13 protein-coding genes are annotated in these 15427 nt (G+C 58.6%); 10 read left to right on the plus strand and 3 right to left on the minus strand.

All coding sequences use genetic code 11. From position 1 onward, the window contains the following. Positions 1 to 57: 57 nt before the first annotated feature. The 5 genes from ACQZ5Y_RS22290 (at position 58) to hflX (ending at position 7060) form a co-directional block, all read left to right on the plus strand. A complete protein-coding gene (locus ACQZ5Y_RS22290; RefSeq protein ID WP_003512916.1) occupies positions 58 to 2319 on the plus strand; it encodes a sensor histidine kinase NtrY-like in 2262 nt (753 codons plus the stop codon). Further along, a complete protein-coding gene (gene ntrX, locus ACQZ5Y_RS22295; RefSeq protein WP_003512918.1) occupies positions 2309 to 3673 on the plus strand; it encodes a nitrogen assimilation response regulator NtrX in 1365 nt (454 codons plus the stop codon). The genes ACQZ5Y_RS22290 and ntrX overlap by 11 nt, the downstream gene beginning before the upstream one ends. A gap of 50 nt (positions 3674 to 3723) precedes the next feature. Further along, entirely contained in the window at positions 3724 to 5100 is a 1377-nt protein-coding gene (gene trkA / locus ACQZ5Y_RS22300; RefSeq protein WP_003512920.1) for a Trk system potassium transporter TrkA, read from the plus strand. Positions 5101 to 5284: 184 nt separating this feature from the next. Beyond that, positions 5285 to 5527 (plus strand): RNA chaperone Hfq, encoded by a 243-nt coding sequence (gene hfq, locus ACQZ5Y_RS22305; RefSeq protein ID WP_003496145.1) that lies wholly within the window; start codon positions 5285 to 5287, stop codon positions 5525 to 5527. Positions 5528 to 5635: 108 nt separating this feature from the next. Next, complete coding sequence (hflX, locus tag ACQZ5Y_RS22310; RefSeq protein ID WP_019565550.1) at positions 5636 to 7060, plus strand: GTPase HflX; 1425 nt, start codon at positions 5636 to 5638, stop codon at positions 7058 to 7060. A 200-nt stretch (positions 7061 to 7260) separates the two neighbouring features. Here the strand turns inward: hflX and mazG are convergent, their stop codons facing one another. Together mazG and ACQZ5Y_RS22320 are read right to left on the minus strand one after the other, a co-directional pair. Continuing rightward, positions 7261 to 8106 carry a nucleoside triphosphate pyrophosphohydrolase gene (gene mazG, locus ACQZ5Y_RS22315; RefSeq protein WP_111783090.1) on the minus strand — a complete coding sequence of 282 codons (846 nt, stop codon included), beginning with the start codon at positions 8104 to 8106 and terminating at the stop codon, positions 7261 to 7263. Between the two features lie 64 nt (positions 8107 to 8170). Next, complete coding sequence (locus ACQZ5Y_RS22320; protein WP_038490910.1) at positions 8171 to 8758, minus strand: deaminase; 588 nt, start codon at positions 8756 to 8758, stop codon at positions 8171 to 8173. Positions 8759 to 9020: 262 nt separating this feature from the next. Between ACQZ5Y_RS22320 and cysG the strand changes: the two genes are divergently transcribed. From cysG to ACQZ5Y_RS22345, 5 genes are all read left to right on the plus strand, one after another. Next, positions 9021 to 10484: a siroheme synthase CysG gene (gene cysG, locus ACQZ5Y_RS22325; RefSeq protein ID WP_174049426.1), complete on the plus strand. Its 1464-nt coding sequence runs from the start codon at positions 9021 to 9023 to the stop codon at positions 10482 to 10484. Continuing rightward, on the plus strand, positions 10477 to 10791 hold the full coding sequence (locus ACQZ5Y_RS22330) for a DUF2849 domain-containing protein (RefSeq protein WP_003512933.1): 315 nt from the start codon (positions 10477 to 10479) through the stop codon (positions 10789 to 10791). Before cysG ends, ACQZ5Y_RS22330 begins: the two co-directional genes overlap by 8 nt. Positions 10792 to 10799: 8 nt before the next feature. Continuing rightward, positions 10800 to 12470, plus strand: a complete 1671-nt coding sequence (locus ACQZ5Y_RS22335) for a nitrite/sulfite reductase (RefSeq protein ID WP_112402975.1) — start codon at positions 10800 to 10802, stop codon at positions 12468 to 12470. 10 nt (positions 12471 to 12480) lie between these two features. After that, on the plus strand, positions 12481 to 12987 hold the full coding sequence (locus tag ACQZ5Y_RS22340) for a DUF934 domain-containing protein (protein WP_038492802.1): 507 nt from the start codon (positions 12481 to 12483) through the stop codon (positions 12985 to 12987). A gap of 146 nt (positions 12988 to 13133) precedes the next feature. Further along, on the plus strand, positions 13134 to 13946 hold the full coding sequence (locus ACQZ5Y_RS22345) for a ferredoxin--NADP reductase (protein WP_038490916.1): 813 nt from the start codon (positions 13134 to 13136) through the stop codon (positions 13944 to 13946). A gap of 60 nt (positions 13947 to 14006) precedes the next feature. Here the strand turns inward: ACQZ5Y_RS22345 and ACQZ5Y_RS22350 are convergent, their stop codons facing one another. Beyond that, complete coding sequence (locus ACQZ5Y_RS22350) at positions 14007 to 15284, minus strand: MFS transporter (protein WP_174049427.1); 1278 nt, start codon at positions 15282 to 15284, stop codon at positions 14007 to 14009. Positions 15285 to 15427 lie beyond the last annotated feature (143 nt).

Consider the following 15427-nt stretch of genomic DNA (forward strand, 5'->3'; position numbering starts at 1 on the left):
CGGATTCGCCCATTTTCATGAATGTGGTGCTGGCTAGCCAGCGATTGGGAGAAATGCATGCGGAAACCCGCCGCCGAAAAAGCCGTTGCCGAAGACGCAGCGGGAATGGTGGTAGCCGATCGCAGGATGTCTTTCGCTCTGCCGGGGCTGGTGCTTGCCGGTGTCGCCCTAGTTTGCGCCATACTGACACTTTTCGTGCTTCTGGGCGTAACACCGATTGCGCCGACATCGAATGTCGTCATCGCCTCGGTCGTCATCAATTCGGTCTTCGTGATCGGACTGATCTTTCTTATCGGTCGGGAAATCAACCGCCTGCTGAAAGCGCGGAAAAAGGGCAGGGCGGCGGCACGATTGCATGTGCGCATCGTCGTGCTGTTTTCCATCGTTGCGATTACACCGGCCGTTCTCGTCGCCATCTTCGCCAGTCTGACGCTGAATGTCGGTCTCGACCGATGGTTTGCGCTACGTACCCAGTCGATCGTCGATTCCTCCAGCAATATCGCCCAGGCCTATATGATGGAGAATGCCGGTTATCTTCAGGGACAGACCCTGTCGATGGCTACCGACCTCGACCGCAATCGCGCGCTCTTTTATCTCGACCGCACCGGCTTCGTCGATCTCATGACCCGGCAGGCCAAGGGCCGTGGTCTTCTCGGCGCATTCCTGGTGCAGGAAGACGGCGACGCCGTCGCGCAAGCCGATATCAAGACGGAAAAGCCGCTTCCGGCCATTCCGCACGATGCGCTTGAAAAGGCCGCCGCTGGTCAGCCAACCCTTATTCCGCCTGGTATCACCAATCTCGTCGGCGCCATCATCAAGCTCGAGGGCATCAGCGGTACGTTTCTTTACACCGTGCGTGCCGTCGATCCCAAGGTAATGGGCGCGATGCGGCTGATGGAAGAGAACCGCGCCGAATACAAGGCGATGGAGGCCGGCCGTGCGCCGTTGCAGATTGCGTTTGCAATCCTCTATCTCGGTTTCGCGCTGATCGTACTTCTGGCGGCGATCTGGACCGCGATTGCGGTAGCCGACCGTATCGTGCGTCCTATCCGTCTCCTCATCAGCGCCGCAGACAGTGTCGCCACCGGAAACATGCATGTGCTGGTTCCCGTTCGCGCCATCGATGGCGACGTTGGCCGCCTGTCGCGCACCTTCAACAAGATGGTCTCGGAACTGCGCAGCCAACAGGAACAGATCATTGAAGCGAAAGACGACATTGATGATCGCCGCCGCTTCATCGAGGCCGTATTGTCGGGCGTTACCGCCGCCGTTATCGGCATTGATGAAAACCGCAGGATCACCATCGTCAATCCTTCGGCTGAAGAATTCGTGGCGCTTTCCTCCGACCAGCTGATCGGTGCGCAACTATCTGATATTGCGCCTGAAATCGAAGAGGTCGTGACAGAGGCCAACACCTGGTCGCGCGGCAATTTCCGCAAGCAGATCAACATCATGCGGCGCGGCACCGAACGGACGCTCAATGTGCAGGTGACCCGTGAAGATGCACGCGACAGCCGCGACAGCTACGTCATCACTCTCGACGATATCACCGATCTCGTCATTGCCCAGCGCTCGACCGCCTGGTCCGACGTCGCGCGGCGTATTGCGCATGAGATCAAGAATCCTCTGACACCTATCCAGCTTTCCGCCGAGCGCATCAAACGCCGCTTCGGCAAGCAGATCGACGAGAACGATCGCGCCATCTTTGACCAGTGTACGGACACCATCGTCCGGCAGGTTGGTGACATCGGCCGGATGGTGGATGAATTCTCGGCCTTTGCCCGCATGCCGAAGCCCACGAAGGAAAAGTCGGACCTGCGTTCGATCTTGAAGGACGCGGCATTCCTGCGGGAAATAAGCGCTGCAGACACGAAATTCTCGACGGAATTTGGCGATGTCCCGCTGGAGGGCATGTTCGATGCCCGCATGCTGGGACAGGCGTTCGGCAATCTCATCAAGAATGCAACGGAAGCGATCGAGGCGGTGGAAGGCGAAAAGCGGCCAGGCAAAATCCTGGTGCGCGCATCCTTCGACGAGGCCAATTCGCGGTTCGTGGCTGACATCATCGACAATGGCAGAGGCTTGCCCGTCGAGAACCGTCATCGCATTCTCGAACCCTATATGACGATGCGGGACAAGGGCACGGGCCTCGGCCTCGCCATCGTCAAGAAAATCATCGAAGAGCATGGCGGGTATCTGGAACTCCACGATGCCCCGCCGGAGTTCGACCATGGCCACGGTGCCATGATCAGAGTGCTGCTGCCCTATATCGAGGCGGTCGGCGGCAAAAATAACAAGGAAGCAGCATATGGCGTCTGATATTCTGGTCGTGGATGACGAGGCGGACATTCGCGAAATCGTAGCGGGTATTCTTTCTGATGAAGGCCACGAGACGCGCATGGCGTTCGACAGCGACAGCGCGCTGGCCGCCATTTCCGAACGCGTTCCGCGTCTCATCTTTCTCGACATCTGGATGCAGGGGTCGAAGCTCGACGGTCTGGCCCTGCTGGACGAGATCAAGAGCCGCCATCCCGATATCCCTGTTGTGATGATTTCCGGTCACGGGAACATCGAGACCGCCGTCAACGCCATCAAGCGTGGCGCGTTCGATTTCATCGAGAAACCGTTCAAGGCAGACCGCCTGATCCTGATTGCCGAACGCGCGCTGGAGAACTCCAAGCTGAAGCGTGAGGTGCAGGAACTCAAGAAGCGCACTGGCGACGCGGTTGAACTCGTCGGCGCGTCGCTTGCGGTTTCCCAACTTCGCCAGACCATTGACCGCGTGGCGCCCACCAACAGCCGCATCATGATCCTCGGCCCCTCCGGTTCCGGCAAGGAGCTGGTGGCGCGCATGGTGCACAAGAAATCCTCGCGTGCTACAGGACCTTTCGTTGCGCTGAACGCTGCGACGATCACGCCGGACCGCATGGAGATCGCCTTGTTCGGCACGGAAGGCCTGCCCGGGCAGCCGCGCAAGGTGGGCGCTCTGGAAGAGGCCCATCGCGGTGTTCTCTATCTCGATGAAGTCGGCGAGATGCCGCGCGAAACGCAGAACAAGATCCTGCGCGTGCTGGTCGATCAGCAGTTCGAGCGCGTTGGTGGCGGCAAGCGGGTAAAGGTGGATGTACGCATCATCTCCTCAACCGCCCATCACCTCGAAAGCCTGATCGCCGAAGGCCAGTTCCGCGAAGATCTCTACCATCGCCTCGCCGTGGTGCCGGTGAAGGTGCCGGCGCTGTCCGAGCGGCGTGAGGATATTCCTTTCCTCGTAGACATGTTCATGCGGCAGATTTCCGAACAGGCCGGTATCCGCCCGCGCAAGATCGGCGATGACGCCATGGCCGTTCTCCAGACGCATGACTGGCCGGGTAACATTCGCCAGCTCCGCAACAATATCGAGCGGCTGATGATTCTGGCACGCCCCGAAGGCGGTGAGGCACCAATCTCGGCAGACATGTTGCCGGCGGATATTGGCGACATGCTGCCGAAGATTTCGGCGCAAGGCGATCAGCACATCATGACCCTGCCGCTGCGCGAAGCACGTGAAATGTTCGAGCGGGACTATCTGGTCGCCCAGATCAACCGCTTCGGCGGCAATATTTCACGAACGGCGGAATTTGTCGGCATGGAAAGATCGGCACTGCATCGCAAACTGAAATCTCTCGGCGTATAAGAGACGAAGGCCCAAGTCGTCGTAATCGATTATTCCGTCAGAGAGACAGCATGAAAGTCATCATTTGCGGCGCAGGGCAGGTGGGTTACGGCATTGCCGAACAACTGTCGCGCGAGGATAATGAGGTATCGGTCATCGATACCTCCGCGACCCTCATTACCGCCATTACAGAGACGCTGGATGTGCGCGGTTATGTCGGCCATGGCGCTCATCCCGACATGCTGGCAAAGGCGGGCGCGGACCAGGCCGACATGATCATCGCCGTGACCCTGCATGACGAGATCAATATCGTCGCCTGCGAGGTTGCGCATGCGCTGTTCAGCGTTCCGACCAAGATCGCCCGCATCCGCGACCAAAGCTATCTGAAACCGGAATATGCCGATCTGTTCAGCCGCGAAAACATGTCGATCGACGTGACGATTTCGCCCGAAGTCGAAGTCGGCAAGATGGTACTCAGGCGCATCGCCTTTCCGGGTGCCACCGATGTCGTGCGTTTCGCCGACGACACGGTCTTCATGCTGGCAATCGAGTGCATGGAGGACTGCCCGGTCATCAACACGCCGCTGCAGCAGCTTTCCAACCTCTTTCCGGACCTTATCGCAACCGTGGTAGGTGTCTACCGGAACGGCATCCTCAAGGTCGCGCACTCCTCCGAGCAGCTGCGCGTCGGCGACCTCGCTTATGTCATCTGTCAGCGCCAGCACGCACGCCGCACCCTTGGCCTCTTCGGCCATGAGGAGCAGGAGGCGCAGCGCATCGTGATTGCGGGCGCCGGCAATATTGGCCACTTCGTCGCGCAGAAGATCGAGGAGTTGCAGCCTAAGACGCGGGTAAAGATCATCGAGGCGGATCGCGACAGGGCTATTGCCGCATCGGAACAGCTCAGCAACACCATTGTCATGCATGGTTCGGCGCTGGACCAGAAGATTTTGCTGCAGGCCGATATTCAGGATGCGGATCTGATCGTGACGCTCACCAACAGCGATCAAACCAATATACTGGCGGCGGTGATGGCCAAGCAGCTTGGCTGCAAATCCAACCTTGCATTGTTGAACAGCTCGTCCTTTCACGAGGTTGCGGATTCACTCGGTCTCGACGCCTATATCAATCCCCGGGCCGTTACCATTTCGCGCGTGCTCCAGCATGTGCGCAAGGGCCGTATCCGGTCGGTTTATGCCGTTCAGCGCGGCTCGGCGGAGGTAATCGAGGCAGAGGCGCTGGAGACTTCGCCGCTGGTCGGCCAGTCCTTCCGTGATATCGATATGCCTGATGGCGTGCGCATCGGCGCGATCTATCGCGACGGTGTGGTGATCCGCCCGGACGGCAGCACGAAGATCAAGGCGAAGGACCGCGTCGTGCTGTTTGCATCTGCCGATGCGGTGCGCGACGTGGAACAGCTTTTCCGGGTTTCGATACAATATTTCTGACTGTTTCGAATCGAAAAAGCAGGTCAATACTCGTACTCATTCGGCTGTTTTCGCCGTTGCGGAACAGGACACGATTTGATACCAGAGTTGCAGGTCGGCCAAGCGGGGGACTAGACTTGGCCGGCTTATTATTGATTGATTATTTTCCGGTATCCCTGCCGGCAAAAAAGAAAGAAGCGGCGCCATGGCGGAACGTTCTCAAAACCTTCAGGATCTTTTCCTCAATACCGTTCGTAAGCAAAAGATTTCGCTCACGATTTTCCTGATCAACGGCGTCAAGCTGACGGGCGTTGTCACTTCCTTCGATAATTTCTGCGTGCTTCTGCGCCGTGACGGTCACTCGCAGCTTGTTTACAAGCATGCGATCTCCACCATCATGCCCGGCCAGCCGATGCAGATGTTCGAGAGCGAAGAAGGCGCAGCCTGATCAGGCTCCCTCAACGGTATCTTCGATATAAGCTGACCTGAACCGGGAACATTTCCGGTTCAATCAGGTTAATCCAGATAGTCGTCCGCACGGATGCGGTCGGCTGCAATGTCATTTCTTGATAAGGCTGAACCCATTACGACGCGCGACACCTCGAACGAATCGATCATTCCCGAACAGGAAAAGCACCGCGACGACATGCGTGCGGTGGTCATCGTGCCTGTCCTCAAGCAGCAGCGCGAAAGCCGTGATGCGGTGGCGGGTCCGGTTTCTCCTGTACGGTCTGTTGAGGCCAAGCTTGAGGAAGCAAAGGGGCTGGCGCTCGCCATTGATCTTGAGGTGACGCAAGGTCTTGTCGTGCCGGTCAACCAGCCACGTCCGGCGACACTGTTTGGAACCGGCAAGATCGAGGAAATCGGCCATCTTCTGGATGAAACCAATTCCGGTCTGGTGATCGTCGATCATCCTTTGACCCCGGTGCAGCAGCGCAATCTTGAAAAGCAATGGAATGCGAAGGTCATCGACAGGACGGGCCTGATCCTCGAAATCTTCGGCCGCCGCGCCTCCACCAAGGAAGGCACGTTGCAGGTCGATCTTGCGCATCTGAACTATCAGAAGGGCCGCCTCGTCAGAAGCTGGACCCACCTTGAACGCCAGCGCGGCGGCGCGGGTTTCATGGGGGGTCCGGGTGAAACGCAGATCGAGGCCGACCGTCGGCTGCTGCAGGATCGCATCGTCAAGCTCGAGCGCGAGCTGGAGCAGGTGGTGCGCACCCGCCAGCTTCACCGCGCCAAGCGCCGCAAGGTGCCGCACCCGATCGTGGCGCTGGTCGGTTATACCAATGCCGGCAAGTCCACCCTGTTCAATCGCATTACCGGCGCTGGCGTTCTGGCGGAAGACATGCTGTTCGCGACGCTCGATCCAACCTTGCGCCGCATGAAGCTGCCGCATGGCCGCACGGTTATCCTGTCCGATACCGTCGGTTTCATCTCCGATCTGCCGACACATCTCGTCGCCGCTTTCCGCGCAACGCTGGAAGAGGTGCTGGAAGCCGATCTTATTTTGCACGTGCGCGACATGTCCGATCCGGATAATGCCGCCCAGTCGGCCGATGTGCTGCGCATTCTTGGCGATCTCGGTATTGACGAGAAGGAAGCCGAAAAGCGCATCATCGAGGTCTGGAACAAGGTCGATCGTCTCGAACCAGAAGCGCATGACGCCATCATTGAACGTGCCGAGGGCCGCTCCGATATTCGTGCCGTTTCGGCGGTCACGGGCGAGGGCGTCGATGCCCTGATGGACGAGATTTCCGGCCGTCTGTCAGGTGTCCTGACGGAAACGACTGTTGTCCTCTCCGTCGAGCAATTGCCGCTGATCTCATGGGTCTACAGCAACTCCATCGTGGATAGCCGCGAAGACAATGAGGACGGTTCGGTTTCCCTTGATGTGCGCCTGTCGGAAGCGCAGGCCACCGAGCTGGAACGGAAGCTTGGAAAGGCAACCATCCGCGAGCGGGAAGACTGGGAGCAGTAAACGCTCCCAGAACGATTGCGGTATATTCCCTTATACTCAACGTCATCCTTGGGCTTGTCCCAAGGATCTAGACACACAGATACAATCAGGACGTCGCATATGCTCGGGGCAGGCCAGAGCGTGACGCAGGAGAGGTCTAGATTTTCGTCACCACTGTCGAAAGCACCGGGCGCTCTGAATTTTTCGGCATATCTGGGTTATCAGGACGAAACCATATCCAGCGAGCGTTCGATGCGTTTTGCCGCCTGCCACAGGTCTTCCATTCTCTCAAGGCTCGCTTCCTGAAGCGTTTCGCCATTTTCGGTGAGCGACGTCTCGATGTGATTGAAACGCCTGCGGAATTTCGTATTGGTGCCGCGCAGCGCGTCTTCCGGATCGGCTTTGACATGGCGGCCGATATTGACCAGCGCGAAGATGAGATCGCCAAGTTCATCAGAGACCTTCTCCGGCTTTCCCTCCGCCAGCGCTTCACGCAGTTCGGCGATTTCCTCCTCGATCTTGTCGAGAATGGGGGCTGGATCCGACCAATCGAAACCGACACGCGCAGCCTGTTCCTGCAACTTCAGAGCCTCGGTCAGAGCCGGCTGGCTACGCTGCACACTGCCTAAAAAGCCGGCCTTGAAATCCTCGGTGATACCGCGGCGGGCGCGGCGTTCCGCACGCTCGCGCTTTTCCTCGGCCTTGATCTGGTCCCATTGCAGCTTGACGCTGTCAGGCGTATTGGCGGCGGAAACGGCAAAGACGTGCGGATGGCGGCGGATCATTTTGGACGTCACGGCCTCAACCACGTCACCAAAGGCGAATTCGCCCCGTTCCTCGGCGATGCGGGCATGGAAAACCACCTGCAGCAACAGGTCGCCCAGTTCTTCGCAAAGATCGTCCATATCCCTGCGCTCGATGGCGTCGGCAACCTCATAAGCCTCTTCGATGGTGTAAGGCTTGATCGTCTCGAAGGTCTGGACGACATCCCAGGGGCAGCCGGTTTCCGGCTGGCGCAGGGCTTCCATGATCTCGATCAGGCGGGAAATATCCTTCGAGGCTTCCATAGTCTTTCAAACCTTCGTTCTTTATTTTCATACATATCCAGGCGGAAAACCGTCTAGAAATGCTCTAGTTCAGCGGAATATCGTTGCCGCTCTTCGATGACTGATAGCTGGTGGAAAGCTCGTCATAGGCAGCCTTGATGCGGGCCGTCTGCGCCTTCAGCTCGGTCTTCAGCGGATCGTCTTCGCTCTCCACCAGATCGGCAATGAAGAAAGAGTTCCAGAAGGCGTTGCTGCGGCGATACCCGCCCGGCTCCAGCCCGAAAACTTCCTTGAGGATTTTCAGGTCGTGCGGAATGGCGAAAGCGTCGCGCGAATCCTCGTGGCTGAAAAAGGAGTAGAAATTGTCGAAGCCGGCCCAGGTGATGGCGGACATGCACATGGTGCAGGGTTCATGGGTGGAAAGGAAAATCAATTCCTTGGTGTTCGGCTTCTCACCCAGCTCGTAAAACCGCTTCAGCGCGTGCACTTCGCCATGCCAGAGCGGGTTTTCCAGCTCGTTATTCGTCTCCGCGATCACCAGCGACAGGTCGGATTTACGCAGGATCGCCGCACCGAAAACCTTGTTGCCGAGGCTGACGCCGCGTGCCGTCAGGGGCAGGATATCGTGTTCGATAACATCGAGAAGACGGGCGGCAATGGTCGAGCTGGTCAAGGGTCTGATCCTTCGTACCGCCTCAGAGTGAAGCGGTTTTTGCATGGAGAAATCGACGAAAATAGTCCCTTCTTGTTCGGCGCGAGGGCCTGGTTTGTCAAGGGATTCTCATGGGATTTAGAGGCGTTCGACAGGGTCGATAAAGGTGCGCCGGTTAGTTTTCCTCAAAAACAGGGGTGTTCGAGAAATAAAAATCCAGGTGTCGGAAAGGCTTGAATTTCTGTTTCTTCAATCTTGCGCCGCAATGCGGGATAAATGCCCGATGCACAACGAACATGATTTTTCCGCTTCTGGCGATCGCCTTTCGACCTTCCCCGCGTTCTTCCGGGTTGAGGGACGGCAGGTCGCTGTTTTCGGCAATGGCGACGAGGCCTTTGCGAAGGTAAGGCTGCTTGCCAATACCAATGCACATATCATTGCTTATGCCGACGAGCCGGAAGCGGATTTTGCGCGCTATATCAGCGAAAACGGCATCGATCATCGGGCCCTGGGTTTCGCAAGCCAACTGATTGAAGGCGCAACGCTGGTTTTTGCCGCCACTGGAGACGAGGCACTGGACCGTGAGATCGTTTTGGCTGCGCGCGCCAAGAAAATCCCCGCCAATGCGGTGGATCAGCCGGAGTTCTGCGATTTCTTCACGCCCGCACTCGTCGCCCGCGCACCCGTCGCGATCGCCATTGGCACCGAAGGCGCCGGCCCTGTTCTTGCCCAGATGATCCGCGCGCGTATCGATCAGATGCTGTCTCCGTCGCTGGGCAAGCTTGCGCGTCTCGCCGTGCAATATCGTGACGCCGCCGAGCAGAATGTTCCCAAGGGCGCGTTGCGGCGCAATTTCTGGCGCCGGTTCTTTTCCGGTGCTGTCGCAGATGCCGTCGCTCTCGGCGATACATCATCCGCCCGCCTTGCCGCTGACCGTTTGCTGCAATCGCCCGAGCGCAGCGAAGGCCGCGTCTGGCTTGTCGGCGCTGGTCCCGGTGCTGAAGATTTGCTGACGCTGCGCGCGCAGCGCGTGCTGATGGAAGCGGATGTGATCGTCTACGATGCGCTAGTGCCGCAGGCAATCGTTGACATGGGGCGCCGCGACGCCGAGCGGCTGTCCGTCGGCAAACGCAAGGGCTGCCACAGCAAGTCGCAGGATGAGATCAATCGCCTGCTGGTGCGTCTTGGTAAAGACGGCAAGCGCGTCGTGCGCCTCAAATCCGGCGATCCGCTGGTCTATGGCCGGGCGGGAGAGGAAATGGCGGCGCTGCGCGATGCCGGTATCGGTTACGAGATTGTTCCGGGCATTACCTCCGCCTTCGCCGCTGCTGCGGACTTCGAATTGCCCTTGACGCTGCGCGGTGTCGCTTCGTCGCTGATTTTCACCACCGGCCACGATCTGACCGGCGATGTCCTGCCGGACTGGGCGCGGCTCGCCGTCTCCGGCGCTACCATTGCTGTCTATATGGGCCGCAGCGTTGCCGCGTCGGTCGCGACGAGGCTGATGGAGGCAGGTCTCGGCGTGGAAACGACCGTAGCCGTCATTGAAAATGCCAGCCGCGCGGATCGCCGCCTGCTGCATGGCACTTTGAACGATCTGCCCGACCTCGAACATCGCGACGAACTGACCGGTCCGGTCATGGTCATTATCGGCGATGCGGTGGCGGGCGCCAATTTTGACAGGTCCGAGGCGCTCGCGCTTGTTGCGCGGCCAGCGAACCTTAAAAGGGAGTATGCAAATGGCTGACAAGGTTTTGACCGCCAACCGCCTGGGCGATGGGATCGCTGTATGGCTCGATGCCAATGGCGAATGGACGGAGAACCTGCAGGACGCAATCGTCGCCCGCCACGCGGAGGCCGTCGCTTCGTTCGAGGAAATCGGCAAGCGGGATTTTTCCGCCAACAAGGTCGTTGACGTGAATGTCATCGACGTGGTGGAGGAGAATGGCAAGCTTTGGCCGACGCGGCTTCGTGAGCGCATTCGCGCAGCTGGCCCGACCATGCACTATGCCAACGGCTTCAAGCCGGCCGATGCAGCATTCATCGCAGTCTGAGGAAGAATATGTACCGTTACGACGAGTTCGATCACGCATTTGTTGAAGGCCGCGTGGCACAGTTTCGCGATCAGGTCGAGCGCCGGTTGTCCGGCGAGCTTGCCGAGGACGCGTTCAAGCCGCTGCGCCTTATGAACGGTGTCTATCTCCAGCTCCATGCCTATATGCTGCGCGTCGCCATTCCCTACGGCACGCTGAATTCGCAGCAGATGCGGATGCTGGCTCATATCGCCCGCAAATATGACCGGGGTTACGGCCACTTCACCACCCGCCAGAACATTCAGTACAACTGGCCGCGCCTGTCCGACACGCCCGATATCCTCTCCGAACTGGCAAGCGTGGAAATGCATGCGCTGCAGACCTCGGGAAACTGCATTCGCAACGTGACCGCCGACCATTTCGCGGGCGCCGCCGCAGACGAGGTCGCCGATCCGCGTCCTTATGCGGAAATCCTGCGTCAATGGTCTTCCGTGCATCCGGAGTTCTCGTTCCTGCCGCGCAAGTTCAAGATCGCTGTAACGGGCGCCGAGCGCGACCGCGCCGCGATTCAGGTTCACGATATCGGCCTGCATCTGAAAAAGAACGACAAGGGCGAGATCGGTTTTGCCGTCTATGTCGGCGGCGGGCAGGGCCGTACGCCGATGATCGCCAAGAAGATCCGCGACTTCCTGCCGGAAGAAGACCTGCTGTCCTATACCACGGCCGTCATGCGCGTTTACAACCTGCACGGCCGCCGCGACAACAAGTACAAGGCGCGTATCAAGATCCTCGTGCATGAAACCGGCGCAGAAGAACTGGCCCGCCAGGTCGAGGTCGAATTCGCGGAGCTGAAAAACACGGAATTGAAGCTGCCGGATGCCGATATTGCGGCCATCACCGCCTATTTCGCACCGCCAGCACTGAAGGACCGCCCTGAAGGCTGGGAGAGCCTGGCGCGCTGGAAGCGGGCGGATGAAGGTTTTGCCCGTTTTGTCGAGCAGAACGTCGAGCCGCATAAGCATCCGGACTACGGCATGGTGACGATTTCCCTGAAGCCGATTGGCGGCATTCCCGGCGATGCGACCGACGAGCAGATGGAACTCGTCGCCGATATCGCCGCCGAATACGCGTTTGACGAAATCCGCATCAGCCACGAGCAGAACATCATCCTGCCGCATGTGGCACTGGCCGATCTCGAGCCGGTCTATCGCGCACTTGTAGGAGCTGGACTGGCGACTGCCAATGCCGGGCTGATTACCGATATCATTGCCTGTCCCGGGCTGGACTATTGCGCGCTTGCCAATGCGCGCTCCATTCCGGTGGCGCAGGAAATCTCCACCCGTTTTGGCGCGCCGGAACGTCAGGCGGAAATCGGCGAGCTTAAGATCAAGATTTCCGGCTGCATCAATGCCTGCGGCCACCACCATGTCGGCCATATCGGTCTTCTGGGTGTTGAGAAGAAGGGTGCGGAACTCTACCAGATCACGCTTGGCGGATCGGGTGATGAAAACACCTCGATTGGTGAGATTATTGGCCGCGGTTTCGAGCCGGAAAAAGTCACCGACGCGGTGGAAACCATCGTCGACACCTATCTGGGCTTGCGTCTTTCGAAGGAAGAAACCTTCCTCGAAGCCTATCGCCGCGTCGGACCGCAGCCGTTCAAGGATGCGCTCTACGGTTCCGCCGCTGAAGCCGCCTGAGGAGATTGCCATGACGAAAATCTGGAACCGCGACGGCTTCGTGGAAAACGATCCCTGGGTGATCGAAACGGAAGAAGTGAAGGCAACTGCCGAGCAGAAACCGGTGCTGTCGCTTGCTGATTTCCTTGTCCGTGCGGCTGAAAGCAATGATGTCGGCCTCGGCGTTCTGATTGCGCCTGCCGACGATGTCACCCGGCTCGAGCCCTATCTCGACCGTATCGACCTTGTCGCCGTCAGCTTCCCGGCCTTCAATGACGGGCGGGGTTTCAGCCATGCCTCGTTGCTGCGCAGCCGTCTTGATTTTGCCGGTGAGGTTAGGGCGGTTGGCGATGTTTTGATCGACCAGGTGCCGCTGATGCTGCGCACCGGCTTCACCAGCTTTGCGGTCACGAACGAGACGGCGATCCGCCGCCTGTCCGAAAATCGCCTGCCAGAAATCCCGGTCTATTACCAGCCGACGGCCCTTCCGGCCAACGGTGGAGAGGCCTATAGCTGGCGCCGCCGTGCGGCCCAATGACGCGTTGCGCGGAAATATGAGTTTTAGATGCATATTTTCTGCGCGCATGGCAGTATTGATATTCTCATGCCTTCAAACCGCGGCAAAAATGGTATAATTGCCCGGTCGAAGAATGTCGCTTATCGAATGAATGGACGGAACCTGAAATGAACGCGCCAGCCAAGACGGAAGATTTCGCGATCAAGATACCTGATGGTGTTTACGCCGAGACAGTTTTGTCAGTGGAGCACTATACGGATCACCTGTTCCGTTTCCGCATGACGCGTCCGGCCGGCTTCCGCTTCCGATCCGGCGAATTCGCCATGATCGGCCTGATGGTCGGCGAAAAGCCGATCTACCGCGCTTATTCCATCGCCAGCCCTGCCTGGGACGAGGAACTCGAATTTTTCTCGATCAAGGTTCCTGATGGCCCGTTGACTTCGCATCTTCAGGCGATCAAGCCCGGCGATACCGTGCTTATGCGCAAGAAGCCGACAGGCACTCTGGTTCTGGATGCGCTGACACCAGGCAGACGGCTCTATATGTTCTCGACCGGCACCGGCATTGCACCTTTCGCAAGCCTGATACGCGATCCCGAGACCTATGAAAAGTTTGAAGAGGTCATCCTCACCCATACCTGCCGCGATGTGGCCGAACTGAAATACGGTTTCGATCTGGTCGAGGAAATCAGGAACCATGAATTCCTGAACGAGATCGTCGGCGACAAGCTCAAGCATTATGCGACTGTCACGCGCGAGGATTATCCCTTCAAGGGCCGCATAACCTCGCTGATAGAGAACGGCAAGCTGTTTGCGGATCTGGGTGTTCCCGCACTTGATCCCTCTATCGATCGCGGCATGATCTGCGGTTCTTCGGCCATGCTGAAGGACACGAAGGAGCTTCTTGAAAAGGCCGGCCTTAACGAAGGTGCGAACAACAAGCCTGCCGAGTTCGTCATCGAGCGCGCTTTCGTCGGATAACCGACATTTGAGCAAGTTGGATGAAGGAGGCCGTGAGGCCTCCTTTTTTATTTGTACGGTTTACTGAGGCAGTGCTTCGTCGGCCTGCTTCGGGGCGATCTCGTTTCGGTAGATGAAGAAGAGAGCGATGGCGATGGCCGATATGCCGCCGCCGACCAAGTGCGAAAGGGCGTAACCGCCTTTGGTTACCAGCCAGCCGGCAACGACGTTGCTGAGGGACGCACCGATGCCCTGCACCATCATGACGCTTGCCAGGCCGACATTGAACCGGCCGGTTCCCTTGAGAATGCGTTCGGCGGCCACAGGCGTCACGATGCCCAGAAGGCCTGCACCGATACCGTCAAGCAGCTGTACCGGAAAGATTACCCAGAAATCGGTGAAGGCGGAAGCCAGCAGACCGCGGATCGGAAGGGCGACAAGCGCGATCAGGAACACCGTCGCAAGACCGAAGCGACGGATCAGCCACGGCGCCAGGGCCGCAACGAAGATCATGGCAAATTGCGCGACGCCAGTAATGATCGCTGTCGTGCGGAATGGTGTCTGCAGTTCGATGGCGAAATTCTGCGCGATAAGCCGCCCCATCGGCGCGTTGCCGAAGTGGAAGATAAGAAGAATGATCGCGAGGAATATCAGACCGCGTTCGTGAAGCAGCACGTTGATGCCTGAGGGCCCCGGCTCGCCCTTGTCCTCGCCAAGGCCTCGCGCCACCTTGTGGTCGATCCTGTCGGGGTCGATGGCGGCGGCGGCAACAAGTGCGCCGGCAGCCGTCAGAAGCATCAGCCCGATGACGCCATGAAGGCCGAAGAAGGAAACGGCAACGTAAGTGGCAAAGAGCGATGCGAAATTGCCACCATGGTTCCAGAATTCGTTTCGCGATATCTGACGGGATAACAGGCGTTCACCGACCAAACCAAGCGTCAGTCCGGCCAGAGCCGGTCCAACGACCGCGCCGACAACCGCAGTCATGATCTGGCCGGTCCAGACGATCCACGCATCGGGAAAGATCAGCGTAATCAGCGCGCCGACGGTCACGAGAACGACGGGGATGGCAATCAACGTCCTTTTCCACGTCGTGCCGTCCACCAACGCGCCGCAGAGCGGTGTGGCAAGCAGACCGACGAGGCCGCCGACCGTGGCGATCATCCCCAGCGAAAGCGATGACCAGCCCTGTGTCGCCAGAAATGCATCCAGAAAAGGCCCTAGCCCGTCGCGGGCATCAGCCAGAAAGAAATTAAGCGCCGCAAGGGCAAAAAGCGTGCGGTCTGAAATACCACCGCTGCGAGGCAGACCGCCGGAGGGGAGGCTGCCGCGCGGTGCCAAAACGCCGATCGTCGTCATGAAATATGCTCCGAAAAATATGCGGTAGTGATCAGAAATTGATCGACGCTGGCGAGAAACATCTATGCCTGCATTTGGTTGCATCGGCACGATAGAAACATGAGCATCTCGAATTTTTTGACAGTTGCCAAATAAACGGGAGG

This window comes from Agrobacterium sp. A3-95 (assembly GCF_053521785.1).

Bases quoted from the DNA above. Each gene is read 5' to 3' on its own strand.
- ACQZ5Y_RS22345 (WP_038490916.1), top strand. From the start codon at position 13,134: ATGAACGCGCCAGCCAAGACGGAAGATTTCGCGATCAAGATACCTGAT.
- cysG (WP_174049426.1), top strand. From the start codon at position 9,021: ATGCACAACGAACATGATTTTTCCGCTTCTGGCGATCGCCTTTCGACC.
- ACQZ5Y_RS22350 (WP_174049427.1), bottom strand. From the start codon at position 15,284: ATGACGACGATCGGCGTTTTGGCACCGCGCGGCAGCCTCCCCTCCGGC.
- hflX (WP_019565550.1), top strand. From the start codon at position 5,636: ATGTCATTTCTTGATAAGGCTGAACCCATTACGACGCGCGACACCTCG.
- ntrX (WP_003512918.1), top strand. From the start codon at position 2,309: ATGGCGTCTGATATTCTGGTCGTGGATGACGAGGCGGACATTCGCGAA.
- hfq (WP_003496145.1), top strand. From the start codon at position 5,285: ATGGCGGAACGTTCTCAAAACCTTCAGGATCTTTTCCTCAATACCGTT.
- ACQZ5Y_RS22290 (WP_003512916.1), top strand. From the start codon at position 58: ATGCGGAAACCCGCCGCCGAAAAAGCCGTTGCCGAAGACGCAGCGGGA.
- ACQZ5Y_RS22330 (WP_003512933.1), top strand. From the start codon at position 10,477: ATGGCTGACAAGGTTTTGACCGCCAACCGCCTGGGCGATGGGATCGCT.
- ACQZ5Y_RS22340 (WP_038492802.1), top strand. From the start codon at position 12,481: ATGACGAAAATCTGGAACCGCGACGGCTTCGTGGAAAACGATCCCTGG.
- trkA (WP_003512920.1), top strand. From the start codon at position 3,724: ATGAAAGTCATCATTTGCGGCGCAGGGCAGGTGGGTTACGGCATTGCC.
- mazG (WP_111783090.1), bottom strand. From the start codon at position 8,106: ATGGAAGCCTCGAAGGATATTTCCCGCCTGATCGAGATCATGGAAGCC.
- ACQZ5Y_RS22335 (WP_112402975.1), top strand. From the start codon at position 10,800: ATGTACCGTTACGACGAGTTCGATCACGCATTTGTTGAAGGCCGCGTG.